At 55.4% G+C, this 18,569-nt stretch carries 13 protein-coding genes; 8 read left to right on the top strand and 5 right to left on the bottom strand.

Annotated features, from left to right (window positions below):
* Positions 1–3 precede the first annotated feature (3 nt).
* The gene (gene rcsC / locus P6287_RS12955) at positions 4–2,859 is read left to right on the top strand and encodes a two-component system sensor histidine kinase RcsC (RefSeq protein WP_101763669.1); all 2,856 of its coding nucleotides are present in this window, start codon (positions 4–6) and stop codon (positions 2,857–2,859) included.
* 48 nt (positions 2,860–2,907) lie between these two features.
* Here the strand turns inward: rcsC and rcsB are convergent, their stop codons facing one another.
* The 3 genes from rcsB to P6287_RS12940 are packed head-to-tail and all read right to left on the bottom strand — an operon-like array spanning position 2,908 to position 7,407.
* A complete protein-coding gene (gene rcsB, locus P6287_RS12950) occupies positions 2,908–3,558 on the bottom strand; it encodes a response regulator transcription factor RcsB (RefSeq protein ID WP_007889370.1) in 651 nt (216 codons plus the stop codon).
* A gap of 1 nt (position 3,559) precedes the next feature.
* Positions 3,560–6,229, bottom strand: coding sequence for a phosphotransferase RcsD (gene rcsD, locus P6287_RS12945; RefSeq protein WP_277974932.1), 2,670 nt, complete (start codon positions 6,227–6,229; stop codon positions 3,560–3,562).
* 23 nt (positions 6,230–6,252) lie between these two features.
* Positions 6,253–7,407, bottom strand: a complete 1,155-nt coding sequence (locus tag P6287_RS12940) for an MFS transporter (RefSeq protein WP_110866581.1) — start codon at positions 7,405–7,407, stop codon at positions 6,253–6,255.
* Positions 7,408–7,969: 562 nt separating this feature from the next.
* On the opposite strand from P6287_RS12940, the gene P6287_RS12935 reads away from it, so the two are divergent.
* The 4 genes from P6287_RS12935 to ompC all read left to right on the top strand — a co-directional run bounded on the left by P6287_RS12935 (position 7,970) and on the right by ompC (position 14,848).
* On the top strand, positions 7,970–9,754 hold the full coding sequence (locus tag P6287_RS12935; RefSeq protein WP_277973831.1) for an Ig-like domain-containing protein: 1,785 nt from the start codon (positions 7,970–7,972) through the stop codon (positions 9,752–9,754).
* Between the two features lie 72 nt (positions 9,755–9,826).
* Positions 9,827–11,959: a type I secretion system permease/ATPase gene (locus tag P6287_RS12930; protein ID WP_277973830.1), complete on the top strand. Its 2,133-nt coding sequence runs from the start codon at positions 9,827–9,829 to the stop codon at positions 11,957–11,959.
* Entirely contained in the window at positions 11,956–13,125 is a 1,170-nt protein-coding gene (locus tag P6287_RS12925) for an HlyD family efflux transporter periplasmic adaptor subunit (protein WP_192233289.1), read from the top strand. Before P6287_RS12930 ends, P6287_RS12925 begins: the two co-directional genes overlap by 4 nt.
* Positions 13,126–13,723: 598 nt before the next feature.
* Positions 13,724–14,848, top strand: a complete 1,125-nt coding sequence (gene ompC / locus P6287_RS12920; RefSeq protein WP_101763675.1) for a porin OmpC — start codon at positions 13,724–13,726, stop codon at positions 14,846–14,848.
* A 24-nt stretch (positions 14,849–14,872) separates the two neighbouring features.
* Here the strand turns inward: ompC and P6287_RS12915 are convergent, their stop codons facing one another.
* Positions 14,873–15,436, bottom strand: coding sequence for a TetR/AcrR family transcriptional regulator (locus P6287_RS12915; RefSeq protein ID WP_192233291.1), 564 nt, complete (start codon positions 15,434–15,436; stop codon positions 14,873–14,875).
* A gap of 93 nt (positions 15,437–15,529) precedes the next feature.
* On the opposite strand from P6287_RS12915, the gene P6287_RS12910 reads away from it, so the two are divergent.
* Positions 15,530–15,985: a nuclear transport factor 2 family protein gene (locus tag P6287_RS12910; protein WP_217548719.1), complete on the top strand. Its 456-nt coding sequence runs from the start codon at positions 15,530–15,532 to the stop codon at positions 15,983–15,985.
* A gap of 3 nt (positions 15,986–15,988) precedes the next feature.
* On the opposite strand, the gene P6287_RS12905 is transcribed toward P6287_RS12910, so the two are convergent.
* Positions 15,989–16,147 (bottom strand): hypothetical protein, encoded by a 159-nt coding sequence (locus P6287_RS12905; RefSeq protein ID WP_168197464.1) that lies wholly within the window; start codon positions 16,145–16,147, stop codon positions 15,989–15,991.
* 402 nt (positions 16,148–16,549) lie between these two features.
* Here P6287_RS12905 and apbE point away from each other — a divergent pair, with 402 nt between their 5' ends.
* Both apbE and alkB read left to right on the top strand, forming a co-directional pair.
* On the top strand, positions 16,550–17,587 hold the full coding sequence (apbE, locus tag P6287_RS12900) for an FAD:protein FMN transferase ApbE (protein WP_277973829.1): 1,038 nt from the start codon (positions 16,550–16,552) through the stop codon (positions 17,585–17,587).
* An 11-nt stretch (positions 17,588–17,598) separates the two neighbouring features.
* Positions 17,599–18,240, top strand: coding sequence for a DNA oxidative demethylase AlkB (alkB, locus tag P6287_RS12895; RefSeq protein WP_192411484.1), 642 nt, complete (start codon positions 17,599–17,601; stop codon positions 18,238–18,240).
* Positions 18,241–18,569: the final 329 nt, after the last annotated feature.

Raw genomic sequence — 18,569 nt, 5'->3', positions numbered from 1 at the left:
CTTTTGAAATATCTTGTCTCCTTTCGCACTACGCTTCGAATTTCGCGCTATCTGTTTCGTGCGCTGGCGTTGCTGCTCTGGGCGCTGGGTGCGCTGCTGACCACTTTCTACATCATCAACGTGCTGCATGAGAAAGAGAACGCGGTGCGTCAGGAGTTTGCCGCCAATTATGGTCAGGCTGAGTGGTACGTGCGCCATTCGGCGGACGTGATGCGCGAGCTGAAATACATCACCGAAAATCGCCTGAGCAGTAGCGCTAATGGTCTGGATGTGCTCAACGGTTTGCCGCCGGGCAAAGGTGCGCTGCCGCAGTTCACGCCGCTGTTTTCCGATGGCGACTGCACGTCAATGAGCAATACCTGGCGTAACTCGCTGGACTCGCTCAGCTACTACATCAATTACTGGAAAAGCAATTTTGCCTCGGCGTATGAATTGAACCGCGTGTTCTTCATCGGCGGAGAGAATCAGTGTCTGGCTGATTTCACCATCGGCAGCAACAATTCGGTCGATCGTGAACGTAGCCTGAAAGCGCTGCGCGAACGCGTGCTGCATTATCGCAACGGCAATGAAGAAGAGCGCCGTCAGCCGATGTATTGGATCACCAGCAGCGCGCAGCCGGGCGTCGGCAACTTCTATATGGTGATGCCGGTATATGTGGCGAACAAGCTGCAGGCGCTGCTGGGCGTGGAGCAGAATATTCGCCTTGATGAGTTTATTCAGCCGGGCGGTTTGCCGCTGGTGGCCACCATCACCGATGAAAACTACCGTCCGCTGATCAGTTCGCGTCGCGGCGGGCCGGGCTACTCGCTCGACGATCTGCCGGATAACAGCACCTGGTTCGGCTATCTCGACAGCTATCGCCAGCTGGTGCTGAAAAAGCCGCTGCCGCCGTCGAATCTCAATGTGGTGTGGTCGCTTTCCACCGACGTGTTAACCGATCAGCTCAAGCTGATGCTGATCAACGCGCTGCTACTCAATATCTTAACCGCGGTGATTTTGTTCACGCTGGCGTGGATTTTTGAGCGCCGCATGTTCCTGCCGGCCGAGGAGAATGCGCATCGGCTGGAGGAGCACGAGCAGTTCAACCGCAAGATTGTCGCCTCGGCGCCGGTCGGCATCTGTATCCTGCGCACCAGCGACGGCACCAACATTCTGAGTAACGAACTGGCGCACAACTATCTGACGCTGCTGACGCAGGAAGATCGCCAGCGTCTGAATGAAATTATTGGCGGTCAGCAGGTCAACTTTGTCGATGTGCTCACCGGCAGCAACACCAACCTGCAAATCAGCTTTGTACATTCGCGTTATCGTAATGAAAACGTGGCGATTTGCGTGCTGGTGGATGTTTCGGCGCGCGTGCGTATGGAGCAGTCGCTGCAGGAGATGGCGCACTCGGCCGAGCAAGCCAGCCAGTCGAAATCGATGTTCCTCGCCACCGTCAGCCATGAACTGCGCACGCCGCTGTACGGCATTATCGGTAACCTCGATCTGCTGCAAACCAAAGTGCTGCCGAAAGGCGTCGATTCACTGGTGACGGCGATGAACAACTCGTCGAGCCTGCTGCTGAAGATCATCAGCGACATTCTCGACTTCTCGAAGATCGAATCCGAACAACTGAAAATTGAACCGCATCCGTTCTCGCCGCGTGAAGTGGTCAATCACATTGCCAGCAACTATCTCTCGCTGGTAGTGCGTAAGCGCCTGGCGCTGTATGTGTTTATTGAAAACGATGTGCCCCTGATTATGGATGGCGACGCCATGCGTCTGCAGCAGGTGATATCCAACCTGCTGAACAACGCCATTAAATTCACGCATACCGGCTGCATCATCCTGCATGCTTATGTCAAAGAGGGTTATCTGGCATTCCGCGTACGCGATACCGGCGTCGGTATTCCGGCCAAAGAGGTAACGCGCCTGTTCGATCCGTTCTTCCAGGTGGGTTCTGGCGTGCAGCGTAACTTCCAGGGCACCGGCTTAGGGTTGGCGATCTGCGAAAAGCTGATCAACATGATGGACGGCGACATCGAAGTCGATTCCGAACCGGGTATGGGCAGCCAGTTTATCGTGCGTATTCCGATCTATTCCGGTCAGCTGGCGGCGCCACCGCTGCTCGACGGCTTGCAGGAAAAAGCCATCTGGCTGGATATGCGTAATGAGTATCTCGCCAGCTTCCTGCTGCGTCTGCTGCAACAGCAGGGCATTCAGGCAGCGTATTACCACGGCCAGGCGGCGGCTGATGATGTGATCATCAGCGATCACGATGAACCTGCCGCGCAAACTGGACGCGCACATATTCGTATCTGTGGTGAGCACATCGATATGCCGCACGAAACCGCGCCGGGGCAATGGATTCAGAGCAGCGCGATGCTCCACGATCTGCCGCAGCTGCTGGGCCGCATCTACCGCATCAACATTAATAGCCAAACCGCCACGCCGCTGCCGTTAACCGCGCCAAAAGCCGCCGCGACCTTCGAAGATATTATCGTGCTGATTGTTGATGACCATCCGATCAACCGCATGCTGCTATCGGAACAGCTCGGCACCGTCGGCTATCAAACCAAAACCGCGCAGGATGGCGTTGATGCGCTGAACGTGCTGAGTCGCAACCATATCGATATCGTGCTGAGCGACGTGAACATGCCGAACATGGATGGTTATCGCCTGACGCAACGTCTGCGTCAGCTGGGACATACTTTCCCGGTGATTGGCGTCACGGCAAATGCGTTAGCGGAAGAGAAGCAGCGCTGTATGGATGCGGGCATGGATAACTGTTTGTCGAAGCCGGTTACGCTGGATGTGTTGAAAAGCACGCTGGCGGTGTATGCGGAACGCGTCAGAAAGGGCAGGGTAGAGGCGTAAAGCGGATACTAAAAAATGGGCGGTGCCAGAAGACGCCGCCCATCTGTATTACTCTTTGTCGACCTGAGTGGCGCTGACAGAAGAGAGATAGTTCAGCAGCGCGATATCGTTTTCCACGCCCAGTTTCATCATGGCTGATTTCTTCTGGCTACTGATGGTTTTGATACTGCGGTTAAGTTTCTTAGCGATCTCAGTCACCAGGAAACCTTCTGCGAACAGACGCAGTACTTCACTCTCTTTCGGCGACAGACGTTTGTCACCGTAACCACCGGCGCTGATGCGCTCCAGCAGTTTTGCCACGCTTTCCGGCGTATATTTTTTGCCTTTCTGCAGAGCCGCGAGTGCTTTTGGCAGATCGGTTGGTGCGCCTTGCTTCAGTACGATCCCTTCGATATCCAGATCCAACACCGCGCTCAGGATCGCTGGGTTATTGTTCATGGTCAGAACGATAATCGAGAGGTCCGGATAGTGACGTTTGATGTATTTAATCAGGGTGATACCGTCACCGTACTTCTCGCCTGGCATGGAAAGGTCGGTAATCAGGACATTAGCATCCAGTTTGGGCAAGCTGTTTACCAGTGCTGTTGAGTCTTCAAACTCACCTACAACGTTAACCCATTCAATCTGTTCCAGTGACTTACGGATACCGAACAGAACGATCGGATGGTCATCGGCAATAATTACGTTCAAGTTATTCATCTTATTGGTTACCTTGCTGCAGCAGTTGGCTGACGTAAGCGTCAATTTCACTGGTGGTATTTTTAATGGTTAAATCGTCACATACTTTAATGTGTTGTTCTAACGCTTCACAAAGCTGTTTACCTGAACCCAGATTGAGCATGGCAAACACGCCTTTCAGGCGATGTGCTGTCTGAGCAAGCGAGGGATAATCCTTTTCCGCCGCTTCAGTATACAGTCTCTTCACATCTGGCGGTACTGTCTCGGTAAACAGCTGGAAATAGCCTCCGCTCATTAGCGGCGTGGCTTCTTCATCTTCGCGACTCTCCTCTAACAAATCATGAGAAAGTTGCTTTTCAATCAGGGCCAGCAGCGCATCAAGCAGTGCATTACTGAGATTGAAGTTGACCCGGAATTGCTGATCGTTCAACGCGTGATGACCCATTTCGTCACCGGCCAGCAGCAGCGCCCAGCCGTTCAGGCGCGCCGGATCGTCGGTCACCAGCACATCATGATCCTGACCAGTTAAACGCTCATCCGAGGTCAGGCATTTCGCTCCCCAGTTTTCGAGGTGGCGACAAACGATCTTGTGTACGTCTTCTACGGCGATATCCACCAACGCGGTCACCCCTTCCAGCAGTTTCTCTTCCTGCTCGCCTTGCTGCTCTAACGCCAGCGGCAGCTGAATATTGTAGCGTGTGCCGATATCGGGTTTAGCGATGATCTCCAGCTGGCCGCCCATCTGTTTGCACAGCTGCTTACAGAGGAAAAATGCCATGCCGGACGCCTGGCCAAAACGATCTTGCGTGGTGTCGCCGAGATAGGGGAAATCGACATTCGCCAGTTCATCGACGCTCAAGCCGGAGCCAGTATCCACCAGCTGCAGCAAGACCTGGTTGGGCTTGTCTTCACTGGTTTTGATCTCCAGCGAAATCTTGCCCCAGCGCGTGGTGGTCAGCGAATAGTGCATCAGCGTGGTCAGCACTTTACGCAGCGCACGACGATCGCCAAAACGCATCTCGTCATTGGCTAAATGGTTATTCACCACCAGCGCTAAACCTTTACGACGCAGCAGCGGCAGGCTTTCCAGCGCGATTTCGTCCAGCATATCCTGCAGGTTGAACACGCTGGCATCAGGCGACCAGTCATGCGCTTCCAGGCGATTAAGCAGCACAATGTCATCCACCAGGCGCGCCAAACCCTGGCTCTCGTCGAGCAGATCGAGCACGCTTTCGTCATCGTCACGCTGGCTAAGTTGTACTAGTTGCTTAACCATGCTTTGCAGTGGACCATTGAGGGCGTGACCGAGGTTATGCATTAACTGCTGACGCATCTGGTGATTACGATCCAGCACCTGTTGCGCCTTCTGCAACTTCTTATTCACCAGTAATTCGCGGTCCTGATCGCGCATCATAAATAGCTGAGTATGCGGCGACAGCACGCTGCGCGCGTGGCGAATTTCATACACTTCGTTATTGATGGTCGCCTGCAATACGCCCTGATGTTGATCGGACATATTGATGATTTTCTGCAGATTCAGGTGCGGCAACAGATGTTCAGCGATTTTATTGCTGAGCAGCGTGCGGTTAGTGGCGAAGTCGTACACCAGCAAGCCGACCGGCAAACTGGCGACGATCTCTTCGTTAAGCATGCGCAGTGAATCCAGCTCGGCGCTCTGATTCTCGTTCGGGCGCAGCGATTGCTGACGCAGCAGCGTAATGCCCGCAATCGACAGTAAAAACAGCACAAGGTTGATCAGCAGCGGCCACATCAGATTATGCAGCGTATCCAGCGCCAGGCTGGTGAGCGGCACGCGATACACTAGCTGCAGCGAAGTGCTAGGCAGCGAGGCGGCGATCTCCAGATTCGGGTTTACCAGCGCCACGTGCGTGCTTTCGCTGCTGGTGTCGTCGCTGGTGGTGGTGGTGGTGGTGGTCGACGTTTGCGTCGCGTCCTGACGCAGTTGGAAGTTCTCCAGCGGCATATTACGCGGAATCAGATCGTTAACCGGCAAATCAAATGCCACCACGGTGGCTAAATGGCCCGGCTGATTGAAAGTGGTGCGCAGGGTAAAGTAGTGATCGTTCTGCCAGGCGAAGTGACGCAGCGGCGAGAAGCTTTCGCGCTCATCCAGCGCATTGGCCTGCTGCAGCATCTCGGCGCGGCGGCTATCAACCAGCGAATTGATCGCACTCTCTTTATAACGTGTCGCCATGTCTTTCAGCGGCAGCGTGGAGATCATAATCAGGCTGTTATCCTGACCATTGAGGAAGTACATCGACCAGGTCGGATTTTCCGCGCCCCACAGCGTATCGAGATAGTTGGACATGCGCATGGTCATATCCAGCGTGCTGCTATCGTGCGAACCGAAAATCAGTGCTTCGGTTTTGCGGCGGGTTTTTTCCAGATAATAGACATCCGGGCGCAGGCGGGTTTCCTGAAGATTACTGTTCGGCGACGAACCGGCGGCGCTGGTGGCCAGGTTCTCATAGATCTGCCACGTAGCGAAGCGCGACGCATCGATGCGTTTCTGCATCGCACGCGCCAAATCGGTCATCGCATAGCGCTTCTCTGTCATCCAGGCATTCACGCTGTTGTGCACCATCGCGCCCAGCGCCAGAAAAAGCACCAGGTTAAACACCACGAAAAAGCGCGTTACATTGCCGGATGTCAGTGGAAATTTATAAGGCAGCATAGTGTCTCAGGATCATGGAATTAGCGCGCAACCCGTCGGGCACTGGCAGCGACGGCCAGCAGCAGCAGAGCGATAAGCAAAAATGCACCACTCAAGCTGATCCACTGGGAAATTAATCCGATTAAAGCCGGACCTGAAAGAATACCTGCATAGCCTAACGTTGTCATGGCCGAAATCGCCAGATTCGACGGCATATCGTGTTGATTCCCGGCAGCATTGAACAACATCGGCACCGTATTGGCCAGGCCAAAACCCACCAGCAGGAAAGCCAGCAGCGCAATTTGCGGCCACGGCAGCAACACCGCCAGCGTCATGCCTGCGGCAGCGGCTAACGCACCGGTCAACATCACCGGATAACGGCCGAAGCGCTGAATCACTTTATCGCCGGTCAGACGACCAATGGTCATTGCCACCGAGAACACCGCATAACCTAAACCAGCGTGCGCCGGGCTCATCTCCGGGCTTTGCAGCAGCAACAGCGCGCCCCAATCCAGCACCGCACCTTCGGCAAGAAACAGAATAAAGCAGAGTAAACCGAGGAATGCCACCCAACCGCGCGGAATAACCAGCCACGGCTGATCGGGCTGATGCAGGCGTTCGGTCATCAGCGTCGGCAGGCTCCACACCAGCAGCAGCACAATCAGCACCATCACCGCGCCAACGGCTTGCAACGGCGTCAGGCCGCTGCCGAGTAACAGGCTGACGGAGCCGGCGCCGATAATCCCGCCGAGGCTAAAGAAACCGTGGAAACCGGACATCATCGGCTTGCGTGCGGCTTTTTCCACTTCGACAGCCTGCACGTTCATTGCGACATCCAGCATGCCGAGTCCGGCACCAAACACCATTAAAGTGGCGGCCATCAGCCACATCACATCAAGCGTCGCCAGCAGCGGTAACATCGCCAGCACCACCAGCGTGGAGCACAACATCACCCGACGACCACCGAAGCGCGCAATCAAACCGCCGGTAATCGGCATCGCCGCCAGCGAGCCAATTCCCAAACACAGCAGCAAACCGCCCAATGATGCGCCGCTCAATGCCAGACGCTGGCTGGCGAACGGCACCAGCGGTGCCCATGCGGACATGCCCAATCCAGCGATGAGGAAAACGATACGTGTCCCGAGGTTGACACGGTGATGCAATTTATTTTGCGGCGCGGCGTCCAGTGCTGTCATAAAGAGTAGTTTTCATTAGCGGGTGAAGCGACGAAGTTTAGCATCAAAGCGCATGTCACACCGCGCATCAGACCCTATCAGATGGCAGCGATTAAACGCCAGAAACAGGCATATTACCGATTTTTTACGCATCGCTGCGCTTTTCCAGAACTTTCCTGGCATGTGCCAATCATTACTGGAGTGACTTAAGTAAAATTTTTTCTGCCGAATGATGCAGTATACTGATGAAAGATTCCGCGCCACATGCGGCCTGGACGTCAATTTTTTGGCGCTGTCGCAAAGCATGCATTTCCGGATTTTCGCCAATAGGCAGCGACCACGTAAAACCGATATGTTAGTCATCCCATCAGCTCCCGATGCGGAATATAGCGAGATCGAGATTATTTCTCCCCCTTTGGGAGAATTTTGCTGTGCCTTATTTTAGTCCTTGTTACCTGCGGGTAACCCGTTTTCATCAGGCGAAGCGGGCCATTGATTAATGGCCTGTATGGCGCACCGGTACGCTTAAAACATTAATAAGCTTAATGACCGTTGCAATACCTTCCCTGTAACGAGGTTACCTATGTCTTCACGTCAATCCGAACAACAATTAGCGGCGATTCTGCACTCTGCGGTCACTCTTTATCCGCTGGCAGACGACACATCATCTTTGCAAACGCGCAGTGTGGATACCACGCCGCCCGCGCCGTTACGTCCTTATGAACCTATTGCACAAGATGGCGTGATTGCCGCATGGGAATCCGGCAGGAATATTCACCTGCGAGGTCGCGCCGAATCTGAGCCAGGCGCCACCGTAACGCTGACCTTTAACGGCGAAGTCTGGCACAGCACGGTAAATAAATGGGGTTACTGGAATGCTTCGATGCCGCCGTCGGTGCTCAACGGATTGTCCGACGGTGCTTATTCGCTGACGCTAACCCTCACCGACAAAGCCGGTAATAGCACCGATACGCAGGTGGGCTTTGGGGTTTACGTAGATAAAACCATCAAGCCTACGCTGACGTTGGATCCGATCAGCGGTGATAACGCGGTCAGCGTGGCAGAAGGCATTTACGGCGTGGAGGTGCACGGCAGTGTTACGCACATGCCGGCGAACAGCCATATCACGGTGATTTTAGCCGGGAAAAAATACTCTGGCGGCGTTAACGATAAAGGCGAATGGACCGCCGCTATTCCTTCACAGGATCTTCAGGCGTTACAGGATGGCGTCTACAGCCTGAAAGTCAGCGCTACCGATCCCAACGGCAAAACCACCGCTTATCTGCAGGATGTCACCTTAATTACCCACGTTAGCAGCCTGCCGCACATCAGCTTCGATAAGGTCACGGCAGACAACGTGATCAATAAAGAAGAGAGCCAAAACGATCTCACCTTCAGCGGCGATCTCTCGGTGGTGGTACCGGGCCAGCAGCTGTTGCTGTGCAGTGGAGATGCGGTTTATCACGCGCAGATTGGCAGCGACGGTCACTGGCAGGTGACGATTCCGGCCAGTGAAGTGGCGAGCTTTATTTCACTGGGCGAAATCCGGGTTTATGCGCAGGATGGCGCTGGCAACACCACTGACGCAATGCTGGAACTGAACGTGGTCACCCAACTGCCAGACATCTATTACGAAATCAATATTGGCGGTGATACCACGCTGAATCAGCAGGAAGCGCAGCACGATCTCAGTTTCTATCTCGAAGGCGTGAAGGAGCTGACGCTCAACGGCAAAAACTACACGCCGGTCAACGGCATGGTCACCATCAGCGCCGAAGACCTGCAGGCGCTGCCGGATGGCGAAGTGTCGGCGCTGGCCACGCGCTGGGATGAGTACGGCAACCACGACACGCAGATTATTGAGAACCTGTTCAACGTTGCCACGCATCAGGTGCCGACCATTACGCTGAATCAACCGTTTGGCGACGGGGTGCTGGATGCGGCGGAGCTGAATAGCTGGCATCTGATTCAGGGCAGCAGTAGCCATCTCGATCAGGGCAGCCTTGTGACGTTGACGCTGGGCGATCAGAGTTACACCGCCACGGTTAAAGCCGACGGCAACTGGGCGCTGACCATTTTGGCGGGTCAGCTGGCACCGCTGGATGATGGCAGCTACCAAATGAAGGTCAGCGCGCAGGACAAAGCAGGCAATGTGGCGATGGCGACGCAGCCGGTGACCATCGATAGCCATGAGGCGGCCGCCAGCGTCAGCAGCGAGCCACTGAATACGCAACTGGTCGACGCAGGCGACAGCGCCGCCGCTCAACCCAGCGATGCGCGCGCCACGGAAAGCCACTACAACGCCAGCGATAGCAGTTACACCCTCGGCGATCATCTGCAGCAACATCAGGTTCAGAGCCTGGCGTAATCCGCCCATCAACCGCTAGCAACATCGGCTAGCGGTTGCCAGCCCACTCTCATTGCTCACGGGACAACAGGGATGACAGCACAACCCTTCAACAGCGACAACGGCATCGCGGCGATGCTGCGCGTGGCGGCACGCTTCGGTAAACCGGCGGACGGCAGCACGCTGCGCCAGCAGATGCGCTGGTTTCAACATCTGGCCCCGACGCAACAGTTAGAACGTTTAGCCCGGCTGTTAGGCCTGCATTTGATGTTGGTGCCGCACAGCAAACTGCGCTGGCGGCAGGAAATTGTGCCGGTATTGCTGCTGCTGGAAAACGGCAGCGTGGCGTTGATAGAAGAGGTGGATAGCAACGGTGGCGTGCGTTACTGGCTGAGTGAAAGTGGCGATGTGGTGCGCGCAGGTCAGCTGCAGGATTTGCTCATGCAGGCCGACATGCAGGTCGGCGTCGTTGGTGTGGCGGCGCGGGCGCGTGATGCGCGCATCGATGAGTTTGTGCAGCCGTATCAGCCGCACTGGTTCTGGCATCACTTTCGTGGCATGAAGCGGCGCATTGCGGAAATCAGCCTGGCCTCGCTGGTCGGCAACGTGCTGGCGCTGGCGGGCATTCTGTTTTCCATGCAGGTGTACGATCGGGTGATTCCGGCGCAGTCGCAGCCAACGTTGTGGGTGCTGTTCGCCGGCGTGGTGCTGGCGGCCGCCATTGAGTATCTGATTCGTCTGATGCGCACCCAGGTTTCTGATCTGATGGGCAAACGCATCGACCTGAAAATATCCGCCATGCTGTTTGCGCGGGCGATGAACATCCGCAACGAAGCGCGTCCGCGTTCCACCGGCTCCTTTATTGCCCAACTGCGTGAAATTGATCAGGTCCGCGAGCTGCTGACCTCCACTACGGTGAATGCCGCCGCCGACCTGCCGTTTGTGCTGCTGTTTCTGCTGATCATGGCGTCAATTGGCGGCTGGCTGGTGCTGATTCCGTTACTGGCAATCCCGCTGATCGTCATTCCTGGCTTGCTGGTGCAGATCCCGATGGCGCGGCTGGCGCAGGAAGGGCTACGCGAAAGCGCGCTGCGTCAGGCGGTGCTGGTGGAAACCCTGGAAGGCGTCGAGGACATCAAAGCGCTGCAAGCGGAACCCTATTTTCAACGCCAGTGGGAGCAAACGCACGAAGTTAGCGCGGCCATCAGTAATCAGCAACGTTTATGGGGTGCGCGCCTCACCGGTTGGTCGGCCAGCGTGCAGCAGCTCACCTATGCCGGCATGTTGGTGTTCGGCGTCTATCTGGTGTTCGACAATCAGATCACCACCGGCACGCTGGTGGCGTGCAGCTTGCTCTCATCACGCACCATCGCGCCGCTGATGCAGCTCACCATGGTGTTTTCGCGCTGGCAGCATGCGAAATCGGCGATGAAAGGGCTGGATGAACTGTTAAAGAAGCCGCTCGACCAACCCGATCACGCCACGCTGGCGCACTGTCCGGTGCTCAGCGGCCACTATCTGCTGCAAAACGTGCATTACCGCTACGAAGAGGAGAGCGGTAATAGCGTGCTCAACATTCCGCAGTTGCAGATCACGCCCGGCGAACGCGTGGCGATTCTCGGTAAAGTCGGCGCGGGCAAATCGACGCTGCTGAAGATGCTGGCCGGTCAGGCGCGCGCCAGCCAGGGCAAAGTGCTGGTGGACGGCGTCGATCTCACCTGCATCGATCCGGTCGATCTGCGGCGTCAGCTTGGCTGGCTGTCGCAGGATGCGCGGCTGTTTTTCGGCACGCTGCGCCAAAACCTGCTGCTCGGGAATCCGCACGCCAGCGAGCAGGAGATGCTGCAGGCGCTGCGCATTAGCGGCGCGTTAGCTTTGGTGCAGCAGGATGCCGCCAGCCTCGATCGCATTATTCACGAAGGCGGACGCGGCTTGTCCGGCGGCCAGCGGCAAATGGTGCTGCTCAGCCGGTTGATTCTGCGCCAGCCGCAGGTGGTTTTGCTGGACGAACCGACCGCGGCGATGGATGAACAGCTGGAAGCGCAGGTGATTCGTCAGCTGGCGCAATGGGTCACCGGGCGCACGCTGGTACTGGTCACGCATCGTCCCGCGCTGCTGCGCATGGTTGATCGCATCATTGTGATGGATAAAGGCCGCATCGTGGCCGATGGCGCGCGCGACGAGATTCTGCGCCACGCCGCCAGTAAAAAAGGAGATGCGGCATGAGCGTGGTGCTGTTGGATAAAGATCTGACGCGGCGTGAGCGTCGCACCTCGGCGATCATCTGGCTGTGCGTGGTGGCGCTGCTGCTGTTTCTGCTGTGGGCGTACTTTGCGGTGCTGGACGAAGTCACGGTTGGCATCGGCAAAGTCACGCCTTCCAGCCGCGCGCAGATCATTGATAGCCTTGATGGCGGCATCGTCAAACAGCTCAATGTGCACGAGGGCAATATCGTGCAGCGCGGCGAGGTGCTGGCAACACTCGATCCCACGCGCTTTCAAACCAACTTTGGTGAGGCGATTGCGCGGGTGCGCACGCTGCGTGCCTCCTCTGAACGTTTACAGGCCGAGCTCAGCGACACGCCGCTGAGGTTCAGCGCCGATATCCTGCAACATCCCGAACTGGTGGCGCGCGAAACGCAGCTCTATCAGGCGCGGCGGCAGAATTTTGTCGAGACCATCGGCAATTTGCAGCAATCCCTTGCGCTGGTGCAGGCAGAACTCAACGTGACGGAGCCGCTGATGCTGCGCGGCGCGGCGGGTAAGGTGGATGTGATTCGCCTGCGTCGCCAGGTTAGCGATCTGCGCGGCAAAATCGACGAAGCGCGCAACGATTATTACGTGCGAGCCCATGAAGAGCAGGTGAAGAACAACGGTGAGCTGGATGCGCAGTTGCAGGTGGCGGCAGGGAAACAGGATCTGCTGACGCGCACTACGCTGATTTCGCCGGTGCGCGGCATTGTGAAGGATGTGCGCGTCACCACCGTGGGCGGCGTGCTGGAGCCGGGTGGCAAGCTGATGGAGATTGTGCCGCTGGAGGATCAATTGCTGATTGAGACGCGCATCAATCCACGCGATATCGGCTATATCCGGCCGGGTTTACCCGCGGTGGTGAAGATCACCGCCTACGACGCGTCGATTTATGGCGATCTGCACGGGGAAGTCGAAACCGTTTCGCCTGATACGCTGCAGGACGAGGTGCGGCACGACGAGTTTTACTATCGCGTCTATGTGCGCACGCAAAAAGCCGAGCTGACCAATAAAAGCGGACGCAGATTCGCCATCATGCCCGGCATGGTGGCGAATGTTGAGATTAAAACCGGTCAGAAAACCGTGATGGATTATTTGCTTAAGCCGCTGAATAAAGCCAGGGAATCACTGCGTGAGCGTTAACAATATGCACCGGCTATTATTGCAGCGATCTTTGTTACGTGCCGAAATTAACATTGCCGATTTAAGGCTATGAATTGAACAAAATGTGCGAAAAGAGACAAATAATGCGCGGCAGTTATTGTGGTTAATTTAACCCGTGTAATTAACTTTACGCAATATAATGCGATGTCTGAATTGCGGGCAAAAAAATGCCGGACCATCTGGTCCGGCGGGAAATTAGGGTAAATCAAAACATTCGGGGTGAATGAAGGTAATAATGAAATAAATGATGATAGCGGAGATAATTGTATGCTCTGGATGGGTTTGAGTTTTGTCATTCAGTGCGGAAATGTAACTCATGTAATTTGATGTTTTTAAACAATTAAAATATGTGTTGTCAAAAAGTGCTATATTTTTTACCTATCTGTGCTGGTTATTAGTTCCCCTGAATTTACATCCTGAAATAACTATTTAATATACTGAAACAGTTTTGGAAATTTAGTAGCATTTTCGTGATAGATTATTGCCCAACATAAAATAACAATGGCTTGCCGGCTGAATTTTTAATCATTCAGTTCGCAGTGGCAAAAATAAAGGCACATTAAAGAGGGTAATAAAAATGAAACGTCGCGTTCTCTCCCTGATGATTCCTGCATTGCTGGTGGCAGGATCAGCAAGCGCAGCTGAAATTTACAATAAAGATGGCAACAAATTAGACCTCTACGGAAAAGTGGACGGTCTGCATTATTTCTCTGACAACTCTGGCTCAGACGGTGACCAGTCTTACCTGCGTTTTGGCTTCAAAGGTGAAACTCAGGTGACCGATCAGCTGACCGGTTACGGCCAGTGGGAATACCAGGCTGCACTGAACACCGCAGAAAGCGAAGGCACCGCGAACAGCTATACGCGTGTTGGTTTTGCCGGTCTGAAATTTGGTGATGCAGGTTCATTCGATTACGGCCGTAACTACGGCGTGATGTACGATCTCGGCGCATGGACTGACGTTCTGCCAGAGTTCGGTGGCGATACCTACGGCGCGGACAACTTCCTGTTCCAGCGCAGCAACGGCCTCGCTACCTATCGTAATACCAACTTCTTCGGTTTAGTGGATGGCTGGAACTTCGCGGTTCAGTATCAAGGCAAAAACGATAACCCAACCGAATCTACTGGCTCTGGTCGTGATGTGTTGGGCGAGAACGGTGACGGCTACGGTCTGAGCACCACTTACGATCTGGGTTCAGGTTTCGGTATTGGTGCAGCGATGTTCCAGTCTGACCGTACCAATAACCAGAACGGTAACAATCCACGTACTGCCAACATCCTGGGTCGCGGTGATAAAGCCGAAGCTTACAGCGGCGCGCTGAAGTATGACGCTAACAACGTTTACCTGGCCGCAATGTACAGCCGTTCATACAACGCAACGCGTTTCGGCGCCAGCGATAGCGGCACCGTTTACGGTTACGCCAACAAAGCGGATAACTGGGAATTGGTGGCACAGTACCAGTTCGACTTCGGCCTGCGTCCATCTCTGGCGTTTGTCTCTTCTCGCGGCTCTGACATCGAAGGTTACGGCAGCCAGAACCTGAAGAAATACATTGATGTAGGCGCAACTTACTACTTCAACAAAAACATGTCGACCTACGTTGATTACCAGATCAACCTGCTGGACGACAACAACTTCACCGACGCAGCCGGTATCAATACCGATGACGTCGTAGCACTGGGCTTGGTTTACCAGTTCTAAGGGTGATGGAGCGTGACTTGCCGGTCACGCTCCCGTTTTCAGCAGCGCATCCAGCGCGGCACGCAGCACGTCGACCACCCGTTCCGCCTCCTCGCCAATCTGTACCTGCACAATCGCGCCCTCAACCAGCAACACAATCTGCGCCGTTTTGACCTGCTGATCGGGCATCAACTTGTCGCTGATCGCCTGCGCCATCTCACGCTTATGTTGACGAATCAGTTCGCTGGCTTCTGCTAACGTGTCGCCCAGCTCCGCAGCGGTATTGATAAACGCACAGCCGCGATAATCGTCATCCCTGAACCAGCTCAGTAACGCCGCGGGCAGCGCATCGATCAATGCCGCATGCTGATTCAGCGCATGGCGAAACGCCAGCATCCAGCGCTGATGGCGCTGCTGTAAAAACGCCAGCACCAGCGCATTCTTCGCCGGAAAGTGACGATAGAAAGTCACTTTGGTCACGCCTGCTTGCGCAATCACCTTATCCACACCGGTGGCGCGAATGCCTTGTTGGTAAAACAGCTGCTGCGCGCATAGCAATATACGATCGCGCGCGGAGGCGGTGGCATCAAAGATCAGAGGCTCAAGCATAAAAATTCCTGTGTTTGCATGTAGACAGAATTGTCTACATACGGCAGGATGAATCAAGTAGACAGACCTGTCTACATAATAGGGAGAAATAACATGCTGGTGCCACCGTTCAATCAACAAACCGCATTACAGAAAGTCCGCATGGCGGAAGATGCCTGGAACAGCTGCGATGCGCAGCGTGTTTCGCGGGTGTACAGCGAAGATACGCGCTGGCGCAATCGCAGTGAATTCGTCAATGGACGCGCAGAAGTCGTGACCTTCCTGCAGCGTAAGTGGATCAAAGAGTTGGATTATCGACTGATCAAAGAGCTATGGGCGTGGCATGAAGATAAGCTGGCGGTACGCTTTGCCTATGAATGGCATGATGACAGCGGTAACTGGTTTCGCAGCTATGGCAATGAGAACTGGCACTTTGGTGCCGATGGTTTGATGATTCAGCGATTCGCCTGCATCAACGATCTGCCGATCAGCGCAGATCAGCGTCTGTTCCACTGGCCAGCCGGCACGCGCCCGGACGATCATCCGGGCCTGAGTGAGTTGGGACTGTAGCGGTTACTGCATACCGCGCCATTTTTTGGCTTTGGGCGCCGGTTGCGGCGGCGGGTTGGTGATGGCGCTCAGGCTACCTTCCATCGCGACGCCCGCCAGCGTAAAGGCCGAGAAGCTCAGCCAGTGCTGCCATTTACTGTTTTGTGTTTTGCTATTTTCCATTCTGCACCTCGCTGAAGTTCAACTCATCTTCAACAATGCAGCATTCATGCCAGCGCACCGCTCTCAGCGCCACGCGGCTTGCAGCGACTTTGCTACACTGCGCCAGCGCTGAAGCGGTGCAGAAGGGTGATTTTCTGGTGCAATAATTTAACGTCGGCGTGCAGGATAGTGCTGAATCAGGCGATGGCGGTACGTCTGCCAACATTTGAAACTGCCATAAAAAAACAGCCCGGCGGTTACGGCAATAATTATATAAATCATCTGATGCTCCTGTAGGCATAACGTTGCAGGAACCGGTTATCCTGTGTCAGCGTTTATCGAACATCAAGCAGCTTTAGACTGCTTTACAAGCGAGTTATGCTTTGTAATTGGCTGTAGTAATGGGTTACAGATGAGGAATTGATGCGTTTTCAGAACATTCTGCTAATTAGCCTGCTGGCATTAGGACTCAGCGGTTGCGAAAAAAACAGCAGCCAACCCGCGATGGTGCTGGAAGGCAAAACCATGGGCACCGTGTGGCGCGTCAGCGTCGCCGGCGTTGATCCGCAGCGTAAAGCGGCGTTGCAACAGCTGATCCAGCAACAGCTGGATCGCGATGACGGCGAACTCTCGACGTGGAAAAGCGATTCGGTGCTGTCGCACTTTAATCAGTATCAAGGCAACGCACCGCAGCCGGTAAGCGCTGACATGGCGGACATCGTCACTGAAGCGCTGCGAATCGGGCATAAAACGTCGGGTGCGATGGATATCACCGTGGGCCCGCTGGTCAATCTGTGGGGTTTTGGCCCGACGAAGCAACCGGCGCATACCCCCAGCGAGGCAGAAATCGCCGCTGCTAAAGCGCGGACCGGTTTGCAGCATCTGCGCGTGATTCAGGGCGTTAACGGTCAATGGCTGCAGAAAGATCTGCCCGGCTTGTATGTCGATCTCTCCACCATGGGAGAAGGCTATGCCACCGATCATCTGGCGCGTCTGATGGAGCAGCAAGGCATCACCGATTATTTGGTTTCGGTGGGCGGCGCGGTATTGAGCCGTGGCGTCAATGCTAATCAGCAGCCGTGGCGCGTGGCGATCCAGAAACCCACCGATCGCGAAAACGCGGTGGAAGCGCGCGTCGATCTGCAAGGACACGGCATTAGCACCTCCGGCAGCTATCGCAACTATTATGAACTGGATGGCAAACGCATTTCGCACGTCATCGATCCGACTACCGGAAGACCGATTGAGCACAAGCTGGTGTCGGCAACGGTGATAGCCACCACCGCGCTGGAAGCGGATGGCTGGGATACCGGTTTGATGGTGCTCGGCAGCGAACGTGCTAAAGCGTTGGCGTTAAAAGAGCATCTGGCGGTCTATTTGATCAGCAAGCAGGGCGACGGTTTTACTCACTGGATGTCGCCGCAGTTTAAAACCTTCCTCATCGATCAGGCATCTCAATAAAGGAGGCGCACATGCTGGATTTATTTAGTGACGAAGCGCCGTGGCAGGAACCGCTGGCGGATGGCGCGGTGATTCTGCGACGTCGTGCCCGCGAACAGGCCGACGCGCTGCTGGCGGCGATTCACGATATCGCCGCGAAAAATCCCTTTGCCCATCGCATCACGCCCGGTGGCCATCGCATGTCGGTGGCGATGACCAACTGTGGTGATTTTGGCTGGTCCACCGATTCGCGCGGCTATCAATATACCGAGCAAGACAGCAACAGCGGACACCATTGGCCGCCGATGCCCGCGCTGTTCCGCGAGCTGGCGCAGCAAACCGCGCGCGAAGCGGGCTTTGCCGGTTTCAACCCGGATGCCTGCCTGATTAACCGCTATGAACCCGGCGCAAAACTGACGCTGCATCAGGATAAAGATGAGAAGGATCTGCGCCAGCCGATTGTGTCGGTTTCGCTGGGATTGCCTGCGGTATTCCAGTTCGGCGGTTTCGAACGCGGCGATGCTACCCAGCGCGTGCTGCTGGAACATGGCGATATCGTGGTGTGGGGCGGGCCATCGCGCCTGCGTTATCACGGCATTCTGCCGCTCAAACCTGGTATTCATCCGCAGGCAGGCGCGTTCCGCTACAACCTGACCTTCCGCCGTGCTTTTTAGCGCATTTTCGTCTCGGCGCAATTAATTTGGAATGCATGTTGTTAAGCCATTGATGAAGGCGCTGGCCGGTGCCACTTTTGGTCCGGCGGTCCTCGCGCCGCTTACGCGGTACCTTCACTTCGCTCGTCTGCCTGACGGACCGGCGGAGACGGGACTTCCATGTCCCGGCTCCGCCTTTCGCCCGCGTCCTGCGGGCTCTCCTGGCTTCCTCGCTTCGTTCAGCGCTGCGGATTGCCGGCCCAAAAGCGGCCCCGGCCTGCTCATCAACTTCAGTGCTTATTATTGAAAAGGGCTCATTTGCCAGAGGCGCAGACGTGTCAGAGCCCGCA

Origin of the sequence: Pantoea sp. X85 (assembly GCF_029623675.1) — a bacterium.
Taxonomy (GTDB): Bacteria; Pseudomonadota; Gammaproteobacteria; order Enterobacterales; family Enterobacteriaceae; genus Pantoea; species Pantoea leporis.
The sequence above is the reverse complement of the archived record's forward strand: the minus strand, read 5'-3'. Positions and strand labels throughout refer to the sequence as shown.

Coding starts and splice junctions, on each gene's coding strand:
- rcsB (WP_007889370.1), bottom strand. CDS start 3,558: ATGAATAACTTGAACGTAATTATTGCCGATGACCATCCGATCGTTCTG.
- P6287_RS12940 (WP_110866581.1), bottom strand. CDS start 7,407: ATGACAGCACTGGACGCCGCGCCGCAAAATAAATTGCATCACCGTGTC.
- P6287_RS12935 (WP_277973831.1), top strand. CDS start 7,970: ATGTCTTCACGTCAATCCGAACAACAATTAGCGGCGATTCTGCACTCT.
- P6287_RS12930 (WP_277973830.1), top strand. CDS start 9,827: ATGACAGCACAACCCTTCAACAGCGACAACGGCATCGCGGCGATGCTG.
- P6287_RS12925 (WP_192233289.1), top strand. CDS start 11,956: ATGAGCGTGGTGCTGTTGGATAAAGATCTGACGCGGCGTGAGCGTCGC.
- ompC (WP_101763675.1), top strand. CDS start 13,724: ATGAAACGTCGCGTTCTCTCCCTGATGATTCCTGCATTGCTGGTGGCA.
- P6287_RS12915 (WP_192233291.1), bottom strand. CDS start 15,436: ATGCTTGAGCCTCTGATCTTTGATGCCACCGCCTCCGCGCGCGATCGT.
- P6287_RS12910 (WP_217548719.1), top strand. CDS start 15,530: ATGCTGGTGCCACCGTTCAATCAACAAACCGCATTACAGAAAGTCCGC.
- P6287_RS12905 (WP_168197464.1), bottom strand. CDS start 16,147: ATGGAAAATAGCAAAACACAAAACAGTAAATGGCAGCACTGGCTGAGC.
- apbE (WP_277973829.1), top strand. CDS start 16,550: ATGCGTTTTCAGAACATTCTGCTAATTAGCCTGCTGGCATTAGGACTC.
- alkB (WP_192411484.1), top strand. CDS start 17,599: ATGCTGGATTTATTTAGTGACGAAGCGCCGTGGCAGGAACCGCTGGCG.